This is a genomic window from Pseudomonas sp. NFXW11, from assembly GCF_049887815.1.
Lineage (GTDB): Bacteria > Pseudomonadota > Gammaproteobacteria > Pseudomonadales > Pseudomonadaceae > Aquipseudomonas.
In genome coordinates, this window is record NZ_JAGEKI010000001.1 from 197,838 (window position 1) to 219,331 (window position 21,494).

Annotated in this window: 16 protein-coding genes and 1 pseudogene; 8 read left to right on the forward strand and 9 right to left on the reverse strand. The window is 64.4% G+C overall.

The genetic code is table 11. The features are described from left to right. Position 1 precedes the first annotated feature (1 nt). Positions 2 to 1,021, reverse strand: a complete 1,020-nt coding sequence (locus J4P02_RS00905) for an NAD-dependent epimerase (protein WP_426186713.1) — start codon at positions 1,019 to 1,021, stop codon at positions 2 to 4. Then, positions 1,018 to 2,370, reverse strand: a complete 1,353-nt coding sequence (locus J4P02_RS00910) for a UDP-glucose dehydrogenase family protein (RefSeq protein WP_426186716.1) — start codon at positions 2,368 to 2,370, stop codon at positions 1,018 to 1,020. The genes J4P02_RS00905 and J4P02_RS00910 overlap by 4 nt, the downstream gene beginning before the upstream one ends. A gap of 645 nt (positions 2,371 to 3,015) precedes the next feature. Here J4P02_RS00910 and J4P02_RS00915 point away from each other — a divergent pair. Then, positions 3,016 to 4,317, forward strand: coding sequence for an OprD family porin (locus tag J4P02_RS00915; protein ID WP_426186719.1), 1,302 nt, complete (start codon positions 3,016 to 3,018; stop codon positions 4,315 to 4,317). A 78-nt stretch (positions 4,318 to 4,395) separates the two neighbouring features. Here the strand turns inward: J4P02_RS00915 and J4P02_RS00920 are convergent, their stop codons facing one another. From J4P02_RS00920 to J4P02_RS00950, 7 genes are all read right to left on the reverse strand, one after another. Then, positions 4,396 to 5,331: a carbohydrate kinase family protein gene (locus J4P02_RS00920; protein WP_426187691.1), complete on the reverse strand. Its 936-nt coding sequence runs from the start codon at positions 5,329 to 5,331 to the stop codon at positions 4,396 to 4,398. 13 nt (positions 5,332 to 5,344) lie between these two features. Further along, positions 5,345 to 6,841 (reverse strand): xylulokinase, encoded by a 1,497-nt coding sequence (gene xylB, locus J4P02_RS00925; RefSeq protein WP_426186722.1) that lies wholly within the window; start codon positions 6,839 to 6,841, stop codon positions 5,345 to 5,347. Positions 6,842 to 6,854: 13 nt separating this feature from the next. Then, positions 6,855 to 8,339, reverse strand: coding sequence for a mannitol dehydrogenase family protein (locus tag J4P02_RS00930; protein WP_426186725.1), 1,485 nt, complete (start codon positions 8,337 to 8,339; stop codon positions 6,855 to 6,857). 17 nt (positions 8,340 to 8,356) lie between these two features. Next, positions 8,357 to 9,460 (reverse strand): ABC transporter ATP-binding protein, encoded by a 1,104-nt coding sequence (locus J4P02_RS00935; protein ID WP_426186728.1) that lies wholly within the window; start codon positions 9,458 to 9,460, stop codon positions 8,357 to 8,359. Positions 9,461 to 9,508: 48 nt separating this feature from the next. Further along, positions 9,509 to 10,339, reverse strand: coding sequence for a carbohydrate ABC transporter permease (locus J4P02_RS00940; RefSeq protein WP_426186731.1), 831 nt, complete (start codon positions 10,337 to 10,339; stop codon positions 9,509 to 9,511). Positions 10,340 to 10,349: 10 nt separating this feature from the next. After that, complete coding sequence (locus J4P02_RS00945) at positions 10,350 to 11,276, reverse strand: carbohydrate ABC transporter permease (protein WP_426186734.1); 927 nt, start codon at positions 11,274 to 11,276, stop codon at positions 10,350 to 10,352. A gap of 66 nt (positions 11,277 to 11,342) precedes the next feature. Beyond that, entirely contained in the window at positions 11,343 to 12,653 is a 1,311-nt protein-coding gene (locus J4P02_RS00950) for an ABC transporter substrate-binding protein (RefSeq protein ID WP_426186737.1), read from the reverse strand. A 339-nt stretch (positions 12,654 to 12,992) separates the two neighbouring features. Here J4P02_RS00950 and J4P02_RS00955 point away from each other — a divergent pair, with 339 nt between their 5' ends. From J4P02_RS00955 to J4P02_RS00985, 7 genes and pseudogenes are all read left to right on the forward strand, one after another. Next, a complete protein-coding gene (locus J4P02_RS00955; protein ID WP_426187693.1) occupies positions 12,993 to 14,009 on the forward strand; it encodes an AraC family transcriptional regulator in 1,017 nt (338 codons plus the stop codon). Positions 14,010 to 14,288: 279 nt separating this feature from the next. Further along, on the forward strand, positions 14,289 to 15,953 hold the full coding sequence (locus J4P02_RS00960; protein WP_426186739.1) for an AMP-binding protein: 1,665 nt from the start codon (positions 14,289 to 14,291) through the stop codon (positions 15,951 to 15,953). A 14-nt stretch (positions 15,954 to 15,967) separates the two neighbouring features. After that, positions 15,968 to 16,729 carry an SDR family NAD(P)-dependent oxidoreductase gene (locus J4P02_RS00965; RefSeq protein ID WP_426186742.1) on the forward strand — a complete coding sequence of 254 codons (762 nt, stop codon included), beginning with the start codon at positions 15,968 to 15,970 and terminating at the stop codon, positions 16,727 to 16,729. A 12-nt stretch (positions 16,730 to 16,741) separates the two neighbouring features. Beyond that, positions 16,742 to 17,932: an acetyl-CoA C-acyltransferase gene (locus J4P02_RS00970; RefSeq protein ID WP_426186745.1), complete on the forward strand. Its 1,191-nt coding sequence runs from the start codon at positions 16,742 to 16,744 to the stop codon at positions 17,930 to 17,932. A gap of 12 nt (positions 17,933 to 17,944) precedes the next feature. Then, the gene (locus J4P02_RS00975; protein WP_426186748.1) at positions 17,945 to 19,072 is read left to right on the forward strand and encodes an acyl-CoA dehydrogenase; all 1,128 of its coding nucleotides are present in this window, start codon (positions 17,945 to 17,947) and stop codon (positions 19,070 to 19,072) included. A 21-nt stretch (positions 19,073 to 19,093) separates the two neighbouring features. Continuing rightward, entirely contained in the window at positions 19,094 to 19,867 is a 774-nt protein-coding gene (locus J4P02_RS00980) for an enoyl-CoA hydratase (RefSeq protein ID WP_426186751.1), read from the forward strand. Between the two features lie 195 nt (positions 19,868 to 20,062). After that, positions 20,063 to 21,490, forward strand: a pseudogene (locus J4P02_RS00985) (type VI lipase adapter Tla3 domain-containing protein); the annotation flags it as partial. Positions 21,491 to 21,494: the final 4 nt, after the last annotated feature.

Sequence of the window (21,494 nt, forward strand, 5' to 3'; positions counted from 1 at the left end):
TTCAGTTGCAGCCGCTGTGGTAGTAGCTCAGGTACCACTGGACGAAGTGGCGCAAGCCGTCCTCCAGGGGCACCTGGGGGCCGAACCCGGTGAGGTTTTCCAGGGCGCTGGTATCGGCGCAGGTGTTCAACACATCGCCGGGCTGCAGTGGCAGGTACTGCACCTGGGCCGGGCGGCCGAGGAGTTTTTCCAGGGTCGCCACGTAGTCCTTGAGCTCCACCGGGCGCTGGCCGCCGATATTGAACAGGCGCCAGGGCGCCATGCTGGTGGACGGGTCCGGCTGGTCCCGGTCCCACAGCGGGTCGCGCTCCGGCGGCTTGCCCAGCAGGCGCACCAGGGACTCGACTATGTCGTCGATATAGGTGAAGTCGCGCTGGTGCATGCCGTAGTTGAACAGTTGCAACGGCCGGCCCTGGCTGATGGCATCGGCGAACAGGATCGGCGACATGTCCGGCCGGCCCCAGGGCCCATAGACGGTGAAGAAGCGCAGGCCGGTGGCCGGCACACCGAACAGGTGGCTGTAGCTGTGGGCCATCAGCTCATTGGCCTTCTTGCTCGCGGCGTACAGCGACAGCGGGTGGTCGACGTTATCGCTGACCTTGAACGGCACCTGCTGGTTGGCTCCGTACACCGAGCTCGACGAGGCGTAGATCAGGTGCTGCACCGGATAGCGCCGGCACATCTCCAGCAGGTTGAGAAAACCGCTGAGGTTGCTGTCCAGGTAGGCCTTGGGGTTTTCCAGGGAATAGCGCACCCCGGCCTGGGCGGCGAGGTTGATCACCACCTGCGGGCGCACTTCGGCGAACAGCCGCTCCAGGCCCTGGCTGTCGGCCAGGTCCAGGCGTTGCACGGGGAAGTGCCCGACTTGCTGTTCCACCCAGCGCACCCGGTCGTGCTTGAGCTTGGGGTCGTAGTAGTGATTGAAATTATCCAGCCCGGTGACCTGGTGCCCATCCTTGAGCAAACGCAGTGCGGTATGGGCGCCGATAAAGCCGGCGGCCCCGGTGATCAGGATATTCATGCGCCAAGGGCCTCCGGTAGCCGATACGGCAGGCCGATGCTCAGGTAGTGCAGGCCGGCGTCCGCAGCCTGCTGCGGGTTGTAGAGGTTGCGGCCGTCGACCACCAGGCGTGCCTTGAGGGTTTCGCGCAGCAGCTTGAAATCCGCCACGCGAAAGGTCTTCCACTCGGTGCAGATCACCAGGGCATCGGCGCCTTGCAGGGCGTCGTCGCGGGTGGCGCACAGGTGCAGGTCGTCGCGGTAGCCGTACAGGCGCCGGCATTCGGTCATGGCTTGCGGGTCGAAGGCCTGGACCCGGGCGCCATGGGCCCACAGCGCTTCCATCAGGTAACGGCTGGTGGCTTCGCGCATGTCATCGGTATTGGCCTTGAAGGCCAGGCCCCACAGGGCGATCACCTTGCCCTGCAAGTTGTCACCCAGATGCGCCTTGAGCTTGCGCAGCAGCACGTGGCGCTGTTGCTCGTTGACGTTGCGCACGGTCTTGAGCATCTGCGGCTCCAGGCCGTGGCTCTCGGCGGTATGAATCAGGGCACGCAGGTCCTTGGGGAAGCACGAACCGCCAAATCCGGCACCCGGGTAGAGGAAGTGGTAGCCGATGCGCGGATCGGCGCCGATGCCCTTGCGCACGGCATTGATGTCCACCCCCAGGCGCTCGGCCAGGTTGGCCATCTCGTTCATGAAACTGATGCGCGTGGCGAGCATGGCGTTGGCCGCGTACTTGACCAGCTCAGCGCTGCGGTTATCCATGAACATCAGGCGCTCATGGCTGTGATTGAACGGCGCGTACAGCTCGCTCAGTTGCTGGCGCGGCAGTTCATGGCTGCAACCGATGATGATCCGGTCCGGACGCATGCAATCGGCCACCGCCGAGCCCTCCTTGAGGAACTCCGGGTTGGACACCACATGCACCTGCAGGCCCGAGCGGCCCAGGTCCGCCAACTGCTCGGCAACGGTCTCGATCACCAGGTCGGCGGTGCCCACCGGCACCGTGGACTTGATCACCAGGGTCTTGTCGCTGGACATCAGGCTGGCGATGTTGCGTGCCACCGCCAGCACATGGTCGAGGTCCGCCGAGCCGTCTTCGTTGGAGGGGGTGCCAACCGCGATGAAAATCACCTGGGCATGGCCCACGGCATCGCTGGCCTGGGTGCTGAAGTGCAAGCGGCCGGCCTGCTGGTTGGTTTCGATCAGGCCCGCCAGGCCCGGTTCGTGAATGGGCGGGATGGAACGTTGCAGCTGGGCGATCTTGTGGCTGTCGATATCGACACAGACCACGTTATGCCCGACATCGGCAAGCGCGACTGCCTGCACCAGACCGACATAGCCAGTACCAAAAACGCTGACTTCCACGGGAACGACCTCGTCCATGATGAGTGTGGGGTGAGGGGATGGCTCACCTTGTTAAAGAGCATGTGGCACATGGCCGCTATCGCGCTCTTTTTTTGACACTACCATAAGATAAAGACGTTTAATTGACGTTTTGCGGTGTTGCATAAATGACACATGGATGTATTTTGATTTTTTGACGCAGTTAAAATTGTTATAAAACAAAGACATAAGTCTATTGATTAAGGTCGTAATAGAAAGCGTCAAATACTTGGTTTATTTTTGCAGCGACCCAGATAATCCGACGAACGGTATTAAAGTTTGACGAAAGGCTGATGCTTTTTTGCCACTATCGACTAGCCATCGTCTTTTTCAAGGGGTTTTCTGATCGTCTCGACAGTTTTTTTGACGGGTTTTTCTGAGGTCGAAAATTGGCGGAATTGATCGATTTATTTTGGCGCAGACAGCGCTCGCTTGACTCGGTTGCCTTATCGGGGAGCGACCGGGGAGTCAGACTAAAGTCGGGTGGGTCGAGCCAAGGCTATCTGCCACCATTGGCGATTCTCATTGATTCAATCAATTCAGCCTGCGCTCATCGATCAGCAGGGTGAATTTCTCCTGGGTCTTTTTCTTTACCTCGCGTCACTGATTTTCTGCTGGAGCCCGTTCATGCGTCCCCCTTTGCCCCTACTCAATCCGCGCCCGCTGCTGGGCCTTGGAGCGGCTGCCCTGTGCGCCGGTTTTGCCCCCCTGGCCGACGCCGGTGGTTTCTTCGAGGACAGCAGCGCCAAGCTCGAATCGCGCACGGTGTATTTCAATCGGGATTTTCGTGACGGTCACACCCGCACCGAGCAAGGAGCTTCCAAGCGCGAGGAGTCGGCCCAGGGCTTTATCCTCAATCTGCAATCGGGCTACACCGAGGGCACCCTGGGTTTCGGCCTGGATGCCCTGGGCATGCTCGGGCTCAAGCTGGACTCCAGCCCGGACCGCAGCAACAGCGGCCTGCTGCCCTCCAGCGGGCATGACCCGCGGGGTTCGGCGGACCAGTACGCCAAGCTGGGGCTGACCGCCAAGGTGCGCCTGTCACAGACCGTGCTGAAATACGGCGCACAACTGCCCGACCTGCCGCTGCTCAAGTACAACGACGGGCGCCTGCTGCCCACTATGTTCAATGGCGCGGTACTGACCTCCAAGGAAGTCAAGGACCTGACCCTGACCGCCGCACGCCTGGACCAGTACACCGCCCGGGATTCCACCGATGCCCAGGACATCCGCGTGCACTGCAAGAACAAGCGCTATGCGTGCAATACCAAGGCCGACCACTTCGACACCTACGGCCTGGACTACAAGTTCAACGAGCGCCTGAGCGGCCAGTACCACTACGCCGAGCTGGACGATATCTACCGCCAGCACTTCGTCGGCCTGCTGGCCAACCAGCCCTTGGGGCCAGGGGTATTGAAAGGTGATTTGCGCCTGATCAAGAGTGACGACAGCGGCGCGGCCCGGGCCGGCAGCATCGACCACCGGGCCCTGAGCGGCATGCTCGGCTACAGCCTGAGTGGCCACGTGTTCAGCGCCGGCTGGCAGCGCATGTACGGCGACAACTCGATGCCCTACCTGGATGGCAGCAACCCCTACCTGGTGAACTATGTGCAGGTCAACGACTTCGCGGCGATCCAGGAGCGTTCCTGGCAGCTGCGCTACGACTACGACTTCAAGGCCGTGGGCCTCAATGGCCTGAGCTTTCTCACCCGTTATGTCAGCGGTGACAACATCAAGGTGCCGGGCAGCCTGCGCGAAGGCCGCGAGTGGGAGCGCGACAGCGAGCTCAAGTACGTGGTGCAGAGCGGCACCTTCAAGGATGTGAGCCTGCGCCTGCGCAACGCCACCTACCGCAGCAACTACCAGCAGATCGCCCGCGACATGGATGAAACCCGCTTGATCGTCAGCTACAACTTCTCGGTCTTCTAACAGAAGCAGCAGCAGGAGCAGCGGCAAGCGGCAAGTTTTCAGCTTGAAGCTTGAAGCTTGAAGCTTGCCGCTTGTGGCTTAGAGCTGATGCCGGTAAGGCAGGTCCGGCCCGGTCCGGCTGCAGGTCAGCGCTGCGGCGCCCACGGCGAAACGCAGTTGTGCGTCGATCTGCTCCCGACTCAGGCGCTCCAGGCCCGCCGGTGAATCCATTCCTTGTTCGGCCAGCCAGGTCAGCAACGCGGCCTGGAAGGTGTCACCGGCACCCACGGTGTCGGCCACCTTGACTGCTTGCGCCGGCACCGACCAGCTGCCATGGCGGCGGCTGAACACCGTCGCGCCCTGGCTGCCACGGGTCAGGAACACCAGTTGGCAACGCTGCTGCAGCCAGCCCTGGACCAGCCCCTGCACATCCTGCCCGGGGTAGAGCAGGGACAGGTCCTCGTCACTGACCTTGATCAGGTCGGCATAACCCACCAGTTCACCGATGCGCTGGCGCCAGAGCTGGATATCCGGCTGCGGATTGAGCCGCACATTGGGGTCCAGGCTGATCAGGCGGCGCCCCTGCTCGCGACGCACCAGGGCCAGCAAGGTGTCGGCAATAGGTTGCACCACCAGGGAAAAGGAGCCGATATGCAGGCCGCGCACCTGCTCATCCAGCAGCGGCAGGTGTTCCACCAGCAATTGCCGGTCGGCGCAGCCTTCGCCGCGAAAGCTGTAGTGCGGCGAGCCGTCGGCGCCTACCGCGACCATGGCCAGGGTGGTGGGGGCGGCGAATTCCTGCAAGTAGCGGGTGTCCACCCCTTCGCTTTCCAGCACCCGGCGCAGGCGCTGACCCAGGTAGTCGCTGGACAGCCCGGCCAGCAGCGCGCTATTCACACCCAGGCGGCGCAGCCCCAGCGCCACATTGAAGGGAGAGCCGCCGGCAATCGCCTGGAACGCCACTTGATTGAGTGGCCCTTCGGCCTGATCGGCGCTGAAAAAATCGAACAGCGCTTCGCCACACACCAGATACATAGTCATTCGCTCGTCAAAGGGTTGAAAGAAGCTTCAGGTAATCCGCGTACAGCGCCTCGTAGGCCACCATTTGCTCGGCCCGGGGCTGGCATTGGCTGTAGGGGTCGAGGCTGACGCAACGCTCGCACAGTTGTTGCAGCTCAAGGTTAGGGTCGCTTTGCCGGCCGTGGCACCAGGCGGCCTGGATCGCCGCGCCCAGGGCTGCGGCTTCGGTTTCGCGAGGGCAGATCACCTCGGTGCCCATGATATCGGCGACCATCTGCCGCCACAGCGGACTTTTCGCACCACCGCCTATCAGGCGGATGCTGCGGCTTTGCAGGCCATTGGCGCGCAGCAGATCAAGGCCGTAGCGCAGGCCCAGGGTGCAGCCCTCGACCACGGCGCGGCACAGATTGGCCTGGGTCAGGTTGTCCAGGGTCATGCCCAGCAACTGGCCACGGGCCTGGGGCAGGGCGGGCACCCGTTCGCCATTGAAAAACGGCAACAGGCGCAGGCCTTCGGTACCGATCGGCGCCTCGGCCACCCGCAGGTTGAAGGTGGCCAGGTCCAGCTCCAGCAGTTCACGCACCTTATGGGTGGCATTGGTCAGGTTCATGCTGCAGATCAGCGGCAGCCAACCGCCGCTGGAAGAGCAGAAGCAGGCCACCTCGGCTTCCCCGGCCACCTGCGGCTGGTCACTGTAGGCATACAGGGTGCCGGATGAACCCAGGCTCATGGTGATGATGCCGGGGCGGATATTACCGGTGCCTATGGCGCCGAGCATATTGTCGCCACCGCCGCTGGCCACCAGGGCCTCGGGGTTGATGCCCAGTTGCCGGGCAATCTCGGGCAATACCCGGCCCACGGCCTGGTGGGATTCGATCAGCTGCGGCAGCGCCTGTTCAAGGCCACCGCTGGGGTCGATATGGGCCAGCAGCGGGCGATCCCAGTCGCGGCGCCGCACATCGAAATAGCCAGTGCCGGAGGCATCGCCGTATTCGCTGCAACAGCGCCCGCTGAGCCAGAAATTGAGGTAGTCGTGGGGCAGCAGGATATGGCCGATGCGCTGCAGCAACTGCGGGTGCTGCTCCAGGGTCCAGAGCAGCTTCGACACCGTATAGCCCGGGGCGAGGGCCAGCCCCAGGCGTTCCAGGGAACCGCGGGTGCCCCCCAGGTGCTCCAGCAGGCGCTGGTTTTCAGCGCTGCTTTCGGTGTCGCACCAGAGCTTGGCCGGGCGCAGCACCTGGCCCTGTTTGTCCAGCAGCACCAGCCCGTGCTGCTGGGCCGAGACGCCAATGCCGAGGATGTCCCGGCCATCCACCCCCGCCACCTGCAACGCCTGGTGCACGGCGGCGGTGCTGGCGTGCAGCCATTGCTCGGGTTCCTGCTCGCGCCGGCCATTAGCGCCGCTGATCAGGCTGTGGGGCGCGCTGCCCAGGCCCAGCACTGCACCGCTGTGGCTGTCGAGGATCAGCGCCTTGGTGCCCTGGGTGCCGCAATCGATACCGAGAAAAAGCCTGGCTGTGGTCATTGTGGGTTCCTGATCAAAGCGCCTGCCGTGCCAGCAGGCGTTCCAGTGTCTGGCTCACGCCCCGTTCACGCAGGCTATTGAAGCAGCGTTCGAAGGCTTCGACGAATGACCGGCTGCGGGGGATCTCCAGGCCGAAGATGGCTTCCACCCCCAGCAGGCGCTGGGCCAGGTGCTGGTCGTCGGCCACCAGGGCCTGGCAGAAATCGGCCCGAGGGTCGGCAATCGGGTAGGGCTCGCCGCGCTCGTCCACACCCCGCAGGTACAGGGCCCAGGCCGCCACCACCAGGGCCAGGCGCTCGGTGTCGGCACCGCTGGCGATCAGCCGGTTGAGGGTTGGCACAATGAATTTCGGCAGTTTCGACGAGCCGTCGCTGCACACCCGCTGCAATTGGTCGGCGATCGCCCGGTTGGCAAAGCGCTGCAGCAGGGTGGCCTTGTACTGTTCCAGGTCGATGCCCGGCACTGGCGCCAGTTGCGGGGTCACGTCCTGGTCCATAAAGGCCCGCAGGTAGGCGACGAACAGCGGGTCGGCGAGGGTTTCGTGGACATAGCGGTAGCCCTTGAGAACCCCCAGGTAGGTCAGCGCCAGGTGGCTGCCGTTGAGCAGCTTGATCTTCATTTCCTCGTAGGGCGTGACGTCGTCGGTGAACTGCACCCCCACCTGTTCCCAGGCCGGTCGGCCCTGGCTGAAGCGGTCTTCCAGCACCCACTGCACAAAGGGTTCGCAGACCACCGGCCAGGCATCGTCGATGCCGTGCTCGTCGTGCAGTTGCAGGCGGTGGGCGCTGCTGGTCATGGGGGTGATGCGGTCGACCATGGCATTGGGAAAGCTCACGTGGGTGGCGATCCAGTCGTGCAGGTCGGCGTCGCGCCGGGCGGCGAAGGCCAGGAGCGCCTTGCGCGTGACGTCGCCGTTGTGCGGCAGGTTATCGCAGGACATCAGGGTAAAGGCCGGGATGCCTGCGGAGCGGCGCTTGGCCAGGGCTGCGCAGAGAAAGCCGAAGACGCTGCGCGGCTGCTGCGGGTGGGCCAGGTCATGCTGGATCTGCGGCAGGTGCAGCATGAACTCGCCGCTGCTGTCGTCGATGCAGTAGCCGCCCTCGGTAATGGTCAGGGAGACGATGCGGATCTGCGGGCTGGCCAGCTTGTCGATCACCGCCTGGGGATCGTCCTCGGCCAGCAGCATCTGCTCGATGGCGCCGATCACCCGCACCGGGTGGCCTCCGCCATCGCCCAGCTGATACAGGCTGTAGAGGTAATCCTGGCTTGCCAGGTCATCCCGGGCGCGGCGGTCCTCGGCGCGCAGGCCGACCCCGCAGATGCTCCAGTCTAGGCTCCAGCCCTGGTTCATCAGGGCATCGGTGTAATAGGCCTGGTGGGCCCGGTGAAAACCGCCGACGCCGATATGCACCATGCCCTGCTGGGTGTCGGCGCGGGTATAGCGCGGAATCTGCACCTGCAGCGGCAGTTGGCTGAGGTTGAAGCGATTGAGTTTCATCAAGAGGCTCTCGGCAATCAGGCGGCGGCGCGCAGGGGGCGGTGGACGGCGACGCCCTGGGCGTCGAACAGGTGACAATGCTCGGGGTTCAGGCGCAGGTGCAGTTGCTCGCCGTAGCGGCTGGCCAGATCACCGCGGATGCGCAGGGTCAGGGCCTCGCCGGAGGCGCTGCGGACATGGCAGAAGGTGTCGCTGCCCAGGCGCTCGGCGACATCGGCGGTCACCGCCAGGCTGCCGGGGCCGGGGACGCCCAGTTCCAGGTGCTCGGGACGAATGCCCAGGGTCACCGTGCTGCCCGGATGCAACTGCGCGCCGCTTTGCTCCAGGCGCAGGCAGGCCCCGGCTTGCAATTGCACCTCGCAGCCGCGGGCATCCACCTGGGTGATGCGGCCCTTGAGAAAACCCATTTTCGGCGTGCCGAGAAAACCGGCGACAAACAGGTTGGCCGGACGGTGGTAGAGCTCCATTGGCGAGCCCACCTGTTCCACCCGACCGCCATTGAGCACCACCACCTTGTCGGCCAGGGTCATGGCTTCCACCTGGTCGTGGGTGACGTAGATCATGGTGGCCTGCAACTCCTGGTGCAGGCGCGCCAGCTCCAGGCGCATCTGCACTCGCAGCGCGGCATCGAGGTTGGACAGCGGCTCGTCGAACAGGAAGATCTTCGGGTTGCGCACTATGGCCCGGCCAATCGCCACTCGCTGGCGCTGGCCGCCGGACAGCTGCTTGGGCTTGCGTTCGAGCATGGGTCCCAGTTCGAGGATGCGCGCCGCCTCATCGACCTTCTGCCGCACCAGGGCCTTGTCGACGCCGGCCAGGTCCAGGGCGAAGGACATGTTCTTGCGCACGCTCATGTGCGGGTACAGGGCGTAGGTCTGGAACACCATGGCCAGGTCGCGCTTGGCCGGGCTGACCTCGGTGATATCGCGGCCATCGAGTTCGATGCGGCCGCCGCTGACCTCTTCGAGCCCGGCGATCAGCCGCAGCAAGGTGGATTTGCCGCAGCCCGAGGGGCCAACGAACACCACGAATTCCTTGTCGCGCACTTCAAGGTCGATGCCCTTGATGATGTCGAAGCCTTCGAAGCCTTTTTGCAGATTGCTGATTTTCAGATGGGCCATGGTGGGCCTCCGCTTGTTCTTATTCAGATTTGAGTTGTAGGAGGCGATTCATTTCACTGCGCCAAAGGACAGGCCGCGCACCAGCTGCTTCTGGCTGATCCAGCCGAAGATCAGGATTGGCGCGCAGGCCAGGGTCGAGACGGCCGAGAGCTTGGCCCAGAACAACCCCTCGGGGCTGGAGTAGGAGGCCACCAGGGCCGTCAGCGGGGCGGCGTCGGCGGACGTGAGGTTGAGTGACCAGAAAGCCTCGTTCCAGCACAGGATCAGCGACAGCAGCACGGTGGAGGCCAGGCCGCCCTTGGCGATCGGCAGCAGTACCCGGAGCATTTCCTGGGGCAGGGTGGCGCCATCCAGGCGCGCGGCTTCGAGGATGTCCCGGGGGATGTCCTTGAAGTAGGTGTACACCATCCACACCAGGATCGGCAGGTTGATCAGGCTGTAGATCAGGATCAGCACCAGGCGCGTGTCCAGCAGGCCGAAGCTCTTGGCCAGCAGGTAGATCGGCATCAGCACCCCCACCGGCGGCAGCATCTTGGTGGAGAGCATCCACAGCAGGGTGCGCTGGGTGTTGCGGGTTTCAAAGAAGGCCATGGAGTAGGCCGCCGGCACCGCCACCAGCAGCGCCAGGGCGGTGGCGCTGAAGGAAATCAGCAGCGAGTTCCAGGCGAAGCTCGCGTAGTTGCTGCGCTCCTGGATATGCAGGTAGTTCTCCAAGGTCGGGGTGAAGAGCAACTGCGGCGGCGTGGCGAAGGCGTCGATCTCGCTCTTGAAGCTGGTCAGCACCATCCACAAGATCGGGAAGAAGATCAGGATCGCGATGGCCCAGGCCAGGGTGCCCAGCAGCAGGCTGTGCAGGCGTCGGGATTGTTGCAGGGTCATGACGGGCTCCTCAGCGCGGGTCGGTCAGGTTCTTGCCGAGCATCCGTACCAGGATGATCGCGGCGATATTGGCGATCAGCACGGCGATCAGGCCGCCGGCCGAGGCCATGCCCACGTCGAACTGCACCAGGGCCTGGTTGTAGATCAGGTACGCCAGGTTGGTGGAGGCATAGCCCGGGCCGCCGTTGGTGGTGGTGAAGATCTCGGCGAACACCGACAGCAGGAAAATCGTCTCGATCATCACCACCACCGCGATCGGCCGCGCCAGGTGCGGCAGGGTCAGGTGCCAGAAGATCGCGATCGGCCCGGCGCCATCCAGGCGCGCGGCCTCTTTCTGTTCCTGGTCCAGGGACTGCATGGCGGTCATCAGGATCAGGATGGCGAACGGCAGCCACTGCCAGGAAACGATGATGATGATCGACAGCAGCGGGTAGTGGGCCAGCCAGTCCACCGGCTGGGCGCCGAAGCACTTCCACAGGGCGGCGAGAATCCCCGACACCGGGTGGAAGATCAGGTTCTTCCAGATCAGCGCACCCACCGTCGGCATGATGAAGAACGGCGAAATCAGCAGCACCCGCACCAGGCCCCGGCCAAGGAAATCGCTGGCCTCCAGCAGGGCACTGATCAGTACGCCGAACACCACGCTGATCAGCAGAACGCTGCCCACCAGCAACAGGGTGTTGACGGCCCCGGGCAAAAAGCCTGAGTCGCTGAGGAAGTAGCTGAAGTTCTCCAGGCCGACGAACTGGTTTTCACCGGGGTACAGCAGGTTGTAGCGGATCAGCGAAAAGTACAGGGTCATGCCCAGGGGCACGATCATCCACAGCAGCAACAGCGCCACCGAAGGGCTGACCAGGAACCCGCCGGGATGGGCCGTGCGCCGCTTGCGCGGCGCGGCCTGGGGCTGCACATGGAGCTTGGCAGTCGAGGTATTCATAAGGCTCACAACCAGTTGGGTACAAGGGCGCGCAACACCGCGCCGGTATGACCGGGCTGCGCCGGGCTATTTCGGGTAGCCGGCGCGTTGCATGTCGCGGCTGGTGCTCTGCTGGGCCGCGGCCAGGGCCTGATTCACGCTGTTCTGGCCGATCAGCGCGGCAGAGAACAACTTGCCGACCTGAGTGCCAATGGCCTGGAACTCGGGAATGGTCACCAGCTGGATGCCCACATAGGGCACCGGACGCGCGCCCGGCTGGCGCGGATTGGCGGCCTGCAGCGCTTCCAGGGTGACCTTGGCAAAGGGCGCGGCGCTCATATAGGCCGCACTGTAGGTGGAGGCGCGGGTTCCCGGCGGCACATTGGCGATACCGTCCTTTTGCGCCACCAGCGCCGCGTATTCCTTGGAGGTGGCCCAGGTGGCGAAAGTCTTGGCGGCGTCCTTGGCCTTGGAGCTGGCGGGGATCGCCAGGGCCCAGGAGTACAGCCAGGCGCTGCCCTGGTCGGTGACCTGGTGCGGGGCGAAGGCAAAGCCCACCTGTTCGGCGACCCTGCTCTGGCTCTTGTCGGTGACGAAGGAGCCGGCGACGCTGGCATCGACCCAGATCGCGCACTTGCCGCTGTTGAACAGCGCCAGGTTTTCGTTGAAGCCGTTGCTCGAGGCCCCCGGCGGGCCGGATTTCTGCATGTTATCGACGTAAAAATTCAGGGCGTTCTTCCACTCCGGCCCGTTGAACTCTGCCTGCCACTTTTCATCGAACCAGCGCGCGCCATAGCTGTTGGCCAGGGTGGTGATCAGCGCCATGTTCTCGCCCCAGCCAGCCTTGCCCCGCAGGCACAGGCCGTACTGCTCCTGCGCGGGCTGGTTGAGCTTGGCGGCGAATTCGCCGATCTGCTCCCAGGTCGGGCGTTCGGGCATGCTCAGGCCAGCCTTGGCGAACAGGTCGGTGCGGTAGTAGGTCATCGAGCTTTCAGCGTAGAACGGCAGGGCATACAGGCTGCCCTTGACCGACAGGCCTTCGCGCACCGAGGGGAAGATGTCCTCCAGGTCATAGCTGGCGGGCAAGTCCTGCATGGCTTGCAGCCAGCCCTTGGCACCCCACAGGGCGGCTTCGTACATGCCGATGGTGAGCACGTCGAACTGCCCGCCCTGGGTGGCGATATCGGTGGTCAGGCGCTGGCGCAGCACGTTTTCTTCCAGCACCACCCAGTTCAGCTTGATGTCTGGGTGCTCGGCCTCGAAGGTCTTGGACAGGCGCTGCATGCGGATCATGTCGCTGTTGTTGACGGTGGCGATGGTCAGGGTCTGGGCGCCGAGGGCGAGGCTGCTGAGGGTCATGCAGGAGGCAAGGAGCAGGGCGTGGTTGCGAGTTTTCATCTATCACTCCTGTTCTGCGCCGCGGGTGGCGACAGAAGGACGCTTATTGTTGTTATGCCTTCCACCTGGGGTGGAAGAATCTGCGCTGATTACAGCCGCTTGGCCAAGGGCCTGACAAATCATCCCTGACACTGCCATCGATACTTTTTTGCACTGCTGCTGAAGGCTGATACCCGGGCGACAGGCGGTTTACCGTTTTGTGGTTATAACGGGGCGGGTGAATCCGTATCGGTTTCAAGGCTCTGGCGGAGCGCCCCTTAGCCCAAAGCCCACTGGATTTTTCCCGCTCACTGCCTAAGATGGCCGTCCTAGCCCTTGTCCTGGAACGCCTTGGCCACGATGTCGGAAAAAGACACCATCTCCCTGCAACTGGTGCGCGAGGCGCTGCTGCAAAGCTGTGCGCCGGGCGCCGCCACCGAGGAAGTGCTGCACAAGGTCGGCATCGACCCCGCCGGCCTGCTCCTGGCCAGCGGCCGGGTTCCGGCCAATGCCTATGCGCGGCTCTGGCGCCTGCTGGCACGGCGCCTGGACGATGAGTTCTTCGGCATGGACCCGCGGCGCCTGCGCTCGGGCAGCCTGGCCTTCATGTGCCGTGCGGCCATGGCCCAGCCGAACCTGGCGGCGGGGCTGGATTCGGTGCTGGGCTTCCTCTCGCTGATGCTCGAACACCTGCCGGCACAATTGGTGCGCCAGCAGAGCCTGGCGGAGATCGTGCTGCTGGAGGAAGAGCCGCAGCCGCGCCGGGCCTTCACCTACTTCACCTACTGGATGATCGTGCATGGCGTGGCCTGCTGGCTGGCGGGGCGACGGATTCCGATCCTGGCCATCGAGCTGCGCTGCCCTGAACCGGATTTCTGCGACGACTACCGGGTGATGTTCTCCGACAACCTGCGTTTCGACCGCCCGCGCACGCGGATGATCATCGCCGCCGACGACCTGGACCTGCCGATCAAGCGTAGCCCGGAAGAGCTCAAGCGTTTCCTGGCCCTGGCCCCGGCCAATATCCTGGTGAAATACCGCGACCCCGAAAGCCTGGGTAGCCGCATCAAGCAGCAGTTGCGCCAGTTGCCGGGGGAGCAGTGGCCGGAGAGCGAGAGCCTGGCCCAGAGCCTGTGCATCTCCGCCTCGACCCTGCGCCGGCGCCTGGCGGAAGAGGGCCAGAGCTACCAGGGGCTCAAGGACAGCGTGCGCAAGGAGTTGGCGATTCTCTGGCTGGCGGAGCCGCAGATCAGCTTCGCCGAGATCGCCCAGCGCCTGGGGTTTGCCGACACCAGTTCGTTCTACAAGGCGTTTCGCAAGTGGTCCGGTTCCAACCCCGGGCACTATCGCAGCCTGATCCTCAACGACCCGCAATAGCCTGCATCAACGCCAGCCTGGCCTACAGCGCCCTATCGTAGGAGCCGGCTTGCCGGCGAAAGGGCCCTTGAGCCATGCATCGCCCTTGTGGACGCCTTCGCGGGCAAGCGGAACGCCGCCCGGCCCGCTCCTATCGGGCGCTGACAATCGGGGGCTCTTGGCCAAAGCGGTCACGCAACTTGAGAGCTTTGACCATTGTCCAGCGAGGGCTCTGGCGCCAGTATTTGCCTGATTTTCATGCGGTTCCCATCCTAATAAGAACAGCGAGGGATTCTGGCAATGCGCAACTACCTGTCCGCCACCAAGGATTTCAACTACCAGCACACCGTCGACAGCACCCTTGCGGGTTCGTTGTCTGCCCTCAATGCCTGTGTCGAATGTTGTGACCGGCATGCATTGCCCGGTCGTATCGCGTTGTTCTGGGAAGGCCGGGACGGCAGCAGCGCCAGCTACACCTTCAGCGAACTCAAGGAGCAGGCCGGGCGCCTGGCCAATTTCCTCCAGGCCCAGGGCGTGGGCCGCGGCGACAAGGTCGCCGGGCTGCTGCCGCGCAATGTCGAGCTGCTGATCACCGTGCTGGCCACCTGGCGCATCGGCGCGGTGTACCAGCCGCTGTTCACCGCCTTCGGCCCCAAGGCCATCGAGCATCGGTTGCACAGCTCCCAGGCCAAGCTGGTGGTCACCGATGCAGTCAACCGGCCCAAGCTTGCCGAAGTGGCCGACTGCCCGACCACAGTCACGGTGGGCGGCGCCAAGGGGCAGGGCATAGTGCGCGGCGATTTCAGCTTCTGGGCCGAACTGGCGCAGTACCCGGCCCAGTGCGAGCCGGTGCTGCTGAGCGGCGAAGAGCCCTTTCTGTTGATGTTCACCTCGGGCACCACCGGCCCGTCCAAGGCCCTGGAAGTGCCGCTCAAGGCCATAGTCGCGTTCCAGAGCTACACCCGCGATGCGGTGGACCTGCGCCCCGAGGACGCGTTCTGGAACGTCGCCGACCCGGGCTGGGCCTATGGCATCTATTTCGGCGTCACCGGGCCCCTGGGCCTGGGTCATCCGATCACCTTCTACGATGGCCCCTTCACCCTGGAAAGCACCTGCCGGGTGATCAACAAGTACGGCATCACCAACCTCACCGGCTCACCCACGGCCTACCGCCTGCTGATTGCCGGCGGCGACGCTTTCGCCCGGTCGATCAAGGGCCGCTTGCGCATTGTCAGCAGCGCCGGCGAGCCGCTCAACCCGGAAGTCATCCGCTGGTTCGCCGAGCAGTTGGAGGTGGTGATCCACGATCACTACGGCCAGACCGAGCTGGGCATGGTGCTGTGCAACCACCACGGTCTTGCGCACCCGGTGCATGTCGGTGCCGCCGGCTTTGCCTCGCCGGGCCACCGCATCGTGGTGCTCGATGAGCAGTACCAGGAGCTGGGCGTGGGCCAGCCAGGGATTCTCGCCATCGACCGCAGCCAGTCGCCGATGTGCTGGTTCGCCGGTTATGCCGGGGTGCCGACCAAGGCCTTTGTCGGCGACTACTACCTCAGCGGCGATACCGTGGAGTTGAACCAGGACGGCAGCATCAGTTTCGTTGGCCGCAGCGACGATGTGATCACCACCTCCGGCTACCGGGTCGGCCCCTTCGATGTGGAAAGCGCGCTGATCGAGCACCCGGCCGTGGTGGAAGCGGCGGTGGTGGGCAAGCCCGACCCGGAGCGCACCGAGCTGGTGAAAGCCTTCGTGGTGCTCAGCGAGCAGTACCGCGCTACCCCGGAGTTGGCCGAGGAGTTGCGCCAGCATGTGCGCAAGCGCCTGGCGGCTCATTCCTACCCCCGTGAAATCGAATTTGTCAGCGACTTGCCCAAGACCCCCAGTGGCAAGTTGCAGCGCTTTATCTTGCGCAACCAGGAAATCGCCAAGGCTCAAGAGGCCACGGCGGCAACAGTCAACGCCTGAACAGGGTTTCAACGATGCAGATTGCAAACAAGGTTTTTCTTGTCAGTGGCGGGGCATCCGGCCTCGGTGCAGCCAGTGCTGAAATGCTTGTCGCCGCTGGCGCCAAAGTGATGCTGGTGGACCTCAATGGCGAGGCCGTGGCGGCCAAGGCCCAGCAGCTGGGCTGCCACAGCGTGGTGGCGGACATCAGCCAGGAGGCCGCTGCCGAAGCGGCGGTGCAGGCGGCGGTCAAGGCCTATGGCGGCCTCAACGGCCTGGTCAACTGCGCCGGCATCGTGCGCGGCGAGAAGGTCCTGGGCAAGAACGGCCCCCACGCCCTGGCCAGCTTCAGCCAGGTGATCAACGTCAACCTGATCGGCAGCTTCAACCTGCTGCGCCTGGCCGCCGCGGCCATCGCCGAAACCCAGGCCGACGCAGACGGCGAGCGCGGGGTGATGATCAACACCGCCTCCATCGCCGCCTTCGACGGGCAGATCGGCCAGGCCGCCTATGCCGCCTCCAAGGGCGCCATCGCCAGCCTGACCCTGCCGGTGGCCCGCGAGCTGGCGCGCTTCGGCATCCGGGTGATGACCATTGCCCCGGGGATCTTCGAAACCCCGATGATGGCCGGCATGAGCGACGAAGTGCGCGCCGGCCTGGCCGCTGGCGTGCCATTTCCGCCGCGCCTGGGAAAACCTGCCGAGTACGCCGCGCTGGTGCGGCATATCATTGAAAACAGCATGCTCAACGGCGAGGTGATCCGTCTCGACGGCGCCTTGCGCATGGCCGCCAAGTAAGGAGGATTTATCATGTCCATTGCTCAAGATCCGATTGTCATCGTCAGCGCCGTGCGCACCCCCATGGGCGGGTTCCAGGGCGAACTCAAGGGCCTCAGCGCCCCGCAACTGGGCGCCGAAGCCATTCGCGCCGCAGTGCAACGGGCCGGTATCGGCGCCGATTCCGTGGAGGAAGTGCTGTTCGGTTGTGTGCTGTCCGCCGGCCTCGGCCAGGCCCCGGCACGTCAGGCAGCCCTGGGCGCCGGCCTGGACAAGGGCACCCGCTGCACCACCCTGAACAAGATGTGCGGCTCCGGCATGGAGGCGGCGATCCTGGCCCACGACATGCTGGCTGCCGGCAGTGCCGAGGTGGTGATCGCCGGGGGCATGGAAAGCATGTCCAACGCGCCCTACCTGCTGGACCGCGCCCGCAGTGGCTACCGCATGGGCCATGGCAAGGTGCTCGACCACATGTTCCTCGACGGTCTGGAAGACGCCTACGACAGGGGCCGCTTGATGGGCACCTTCGCCGAGGACTGCGCCCAGGCCAACGGCTTCACCCGCCAGGCCCAGGATGATTTTGCCGTGGCCTCCCTGACTCGCGCCCAGCAGGCGATCAAGGACGGTGCCTTCAAGGACGAAATCGTGCCGCTGCAGGTGACCATCGGCAAGGAAAGCAAACTGATCTGCGACGATGAACAACCGCCCAAGGCCAAGCTGGACAAGATCGCCACCCTCAAGCCGGCATTCCGCGAAGGCGGCACCGTGACCGCGGCCAACGCCAGCTCGATCTCCGACGGCGCCGCGGCCCTGGTGCTGATGCGCCGCTCGCAAGCCGAAAAGCGTGGCCTCAAGCCGCTGGCGGTGATCCATGGGCACGCCGCTTTCGCCGACACCCCGAGCCTGTTCCCGGTGGCCCCGGTGGGCGCCATCGAGCGCCTGATGAAGAAGACCGGCTGGTCCCTGGACCAGGTGGACCTGTTCGAAATCAACGAAGCCTTCGCCGTGGTCAGCCTGGTGACCATGACCAAGTTGGAAATTCCCCATGCCAAGGTCAACGTGCACGGCGGCGCCTGCGCCCTGGGCCATCCGATCGGTGCCTCCGGCGCACGCATCCTGGTGACCCTGCTCTCGGCCCTGCGCCAGAAAGGCCTGAAGCGCGGTGTGGCGGCGATCTGCATTGGCGGCGGCGAAGCCACGGCCATGGCCGTTGAATGCCTGTAACGAGGACCCGTGATGTTGCCCAATGACGAACAACTGCAAATCAGCGAAGCGGCCCGGCAATTTGCCCAGGAACGGCTGAAACCCTTCGCCGCCGACTGGGACCGCGAGCACCGCTTTCCCAAGGAGGCCATCGCCGAGATGGCCGAGCTGGGCTTCTTCGGCATGCTGGTGCCGGAGCAGTGGGGCGGTTGCGACACCGGCTACCGCGCCTATGCCATGGCCCTGGAGGAAATCGCCGCCGGTGACGGCGCCTGTTCCACCATCATGAGCGTGCACAACTCGGTGGGCTGCGTGCCGATCCTCAAGTTCGGCAGCGACGAGCAGAAGGAGCGCTTTCTCAAGCCCCTGGCCAGCGGTGCCATGCTCGGTGCCTTCGCCCTGACCGAGCCCCAGGCCGGTTCCGATGCCAGCAGCCTGAAGACCCGGGCCCGGCGCGATGGCGATCACTATGTGCTCAACGGCTGCAAGCAGTTCATCACCTCCGGGCAGAACGCCGGGGTGGTGATTGTGTTCGCGGTCACCGACCCGGCGGCGGGCAAGCGCGGCATCAGCGCCTTTATCGTGCCCACCGATGCCCCGGGCTATAAGGTGGCGCGGATCGAGGACAAGCTCGGCCAGCACGCCAGCGACACCTGCCAGATCCTCTTCGAGGATGTGAAGGTGCCGCTGGCCAACCGCCTGGGGGAGGAGGGCGAAGGCTACAAGATCGCCCTGGCCAACCTCGAGGGCGGGCGCGTGGGCATTGCCTCGCAGTCGGTGGGCATGGCCCGCGCGGCGTTCGAGGCGGCGCGGGATTACGCCCGCGAGCGCGAGACCTTTGGCAAGCCGATCATCGAGCACCAGGCGGTGGCGTTTCGCTTGGCGGACATGGCCACCCAAATCGCCGTGGCGCGGCAGATGGTGCAGTACGCCGCGGCCCTGCGCGATGCCGGCAAGCCGGCCCTGGTGGAGGCCTCGATGGCCAAGCTGTTCGCTTCGGAAATGGCCGAGAAGGTCTGTTCCGCTGCCTTGCAAACCCTGGGCGGCTATGGCTATTTGAGCGACTTCCCGCTGGAGCGCATTTACCGCGACGTGCGTATCTGCCAGATCTACGAAGGCACCAGCGATATCCAGCGCATGGTCATTTCGCGCAATCTCTGACTTTTTAGCAGGAGCTGATTCATGAGCTACGAAACCATTTTGCTCGACATCAAGGACCGGGTCGGTCTGATCACCCTCAACCGCCCCCAGGCGTTGAATGCCCTGAATGCGCAGATTGTCGCCGAGGTCAACCAGGCCCTGGACCGCCTGGAAGCCGACCCGCAAATCGGCTGCATCGTCATCACCGGCTCGAAGAAGGCCTTCGCCGCCGGTGCCGACATCAAGGAAATGGCCGAGCTGAGCTACCCGCAGATCTACCTCGACGACCTGTTCAGCGACAGCGACCGAGTGGCCAACCGGCGCAAGCCGATCATCGCCGCGGTCAACGGCTTCGCCCTGGGCGGCGGCTGCGAGCTGGCCCTGATGTGCGACTTTATCCTGGCCGGTGACAACGCCAAGTTCGGCCAGCCGGAAATCAACCTCGGGGTGCTCCCGGGCATGGGCGGCACCCAGCGCCTGACCCGCGCCGTGGGCAAGGCCAAGGCCATGGAAATGTGCCTGACCGGACGCTTTATCGACGCCGTGGAAGCTGAGCGTTGCGGCATAGTCGCGCGCATCGTGCCCGCCGATGAGCTGGTGGAAGAGGCGTTGAAAGTGGCCGCGCTGATCGCCGGCAAATCGATCCCGGTGAGCATGATGATCAAGGAAAGCGTGAACCGCGCCTTCGAGGTCAGCCTGTCGGAGGGCGTGCGTTTCGAGCGTCGGGTATTCCACGCGGCCTTCGCCACCCAGGACCAGAAAGAGGGTATGGCGGCCTTTATCGGCAAGCGCGATCCGCAGTTCAAGGACCGGTAACCAAGGGCCAGATCCTGCAAGCGTCGTTGTTCGCCATCGCGGCATCCAATCGCAGCTCAGGCTGCGATTTTTTTTGCCTCGCCCGCCCCATGCCCCCCAAGAGCACTGTAGTCTTGGCCGCTTTTATGGATGATCGCCAACGGCAGCCGATAAGCCTGGCGTTGAAGATCCGTGCCGAAGGGAAGGGCTGTTCCAATGCGTCGCACTCTGCTGTTTATCGGCTGCCTGTTGCAGGCCGGCCACTGGGCTCAGGCCGCTGAGCTGCCCCTGATGGCAGGCCGTTGCTTTGCCAGTCCAGCCACGCCCGTGGTGGCCTATACCTCAGCCAGGAAGGCGTCCAGCATGCCCGTAGAACCTCGTTACCGTGCCCCCAGCACTTCACCTCGACTGGCCACCCTGGATGTGCTCGGCATCGGCATCAGCCTGGATGTGTTTCGTCAGGGGCAGGTCTGGCAGGCGTTGCAAAAGCAGAATGCCGGGCAGCCCGAGGCACGGCAGGTGGGCAGCATCCTGCCCACGGATCCCCAGCAGTATCCGCAGAGCGCCGATGACAAGGACCTGGCCTATGAAAAGCGCCAAGCGGACGCATTGGAGTTGGGGTTGTGGGACTTTCTGGAGAAATGGCCGATCCCCACCATCACGGTGGTTCGAGGCTGGGACCCACAGGCTCCGAACCTGCGTTTTACCCCTGAAAGAACGCAAAACAGCCTGTCGGCCATGGTCAATGACCTGAGAGTGAAGGCTGGGCTCCATTGGCATCGCATCCGCAATCTTCAGGACGGCATCGTCTGCAGCGACACTCCTGAAGACCTGATCGAAAACCTGTTTCAGCTGTTCGAACGTAACCCCGACCTTCCGGCGGTGCTGGTGTACGCCAAGGAAGGATTCAGCATGGCCTTCGCCCTGTCCGCCAGAAAGGCGCCCTTGATCGGGGGCGCCGGGCCACGCAAACCCGGCGAGCTCACCGATTCGATGGTCGCCATGGTGGTGGGGCGCCCCGAGCGTGTCGAGTGGCTGCGCTATTACGCGCCCTTCACCAAGGCCAACAAGAACCGCATCGATCCCGAGTTCAACGGCTGGGGCTGGCGTAAACCTGGCGTCGAGTTCCAGCCTTCAGCCTTCATCCCGCAACCTTGGACTGAGCACGCCTTTGAACAATGGGACGCCATGCCGGTGCTGGCCAAGCTGCACCGTCCGGTCAGCCTTGCCTTGCAACACCCGGCCAGCGGCAAGCGTCTTGAACCCCAGGCCCTGGCTGCGCAACTGGCCAGCGCCTGGGTCAAGGCCACGGAGGCCATTGCACCTGCTCCAGCCCGGGTGTTCTACGACGGCGGGCCGGACAGCACGCCACTGACCGCACTGGCACCGGCACTGACGGCTGCCGGCAGTTCGCTGGACCTGCGCGACTCCCGGGTGAGTTACGACCTCAGCCAACGCCTGGGCGATACCGGCGCCGCCTCACCTTTCGTGGCGATCGCGCTGGCCACCATGGCCAGTTACCAGAATGCCGACAGCAGCGTGGTGATTCCCCTGCGTCGTCAGGACCAGGCGACGATCATCAGCGTGACGTCGCCCACCCCGGGTAAAAAGCCCGTTGGCGGCCAGCCATTTGGGGTGAACCTGCGGC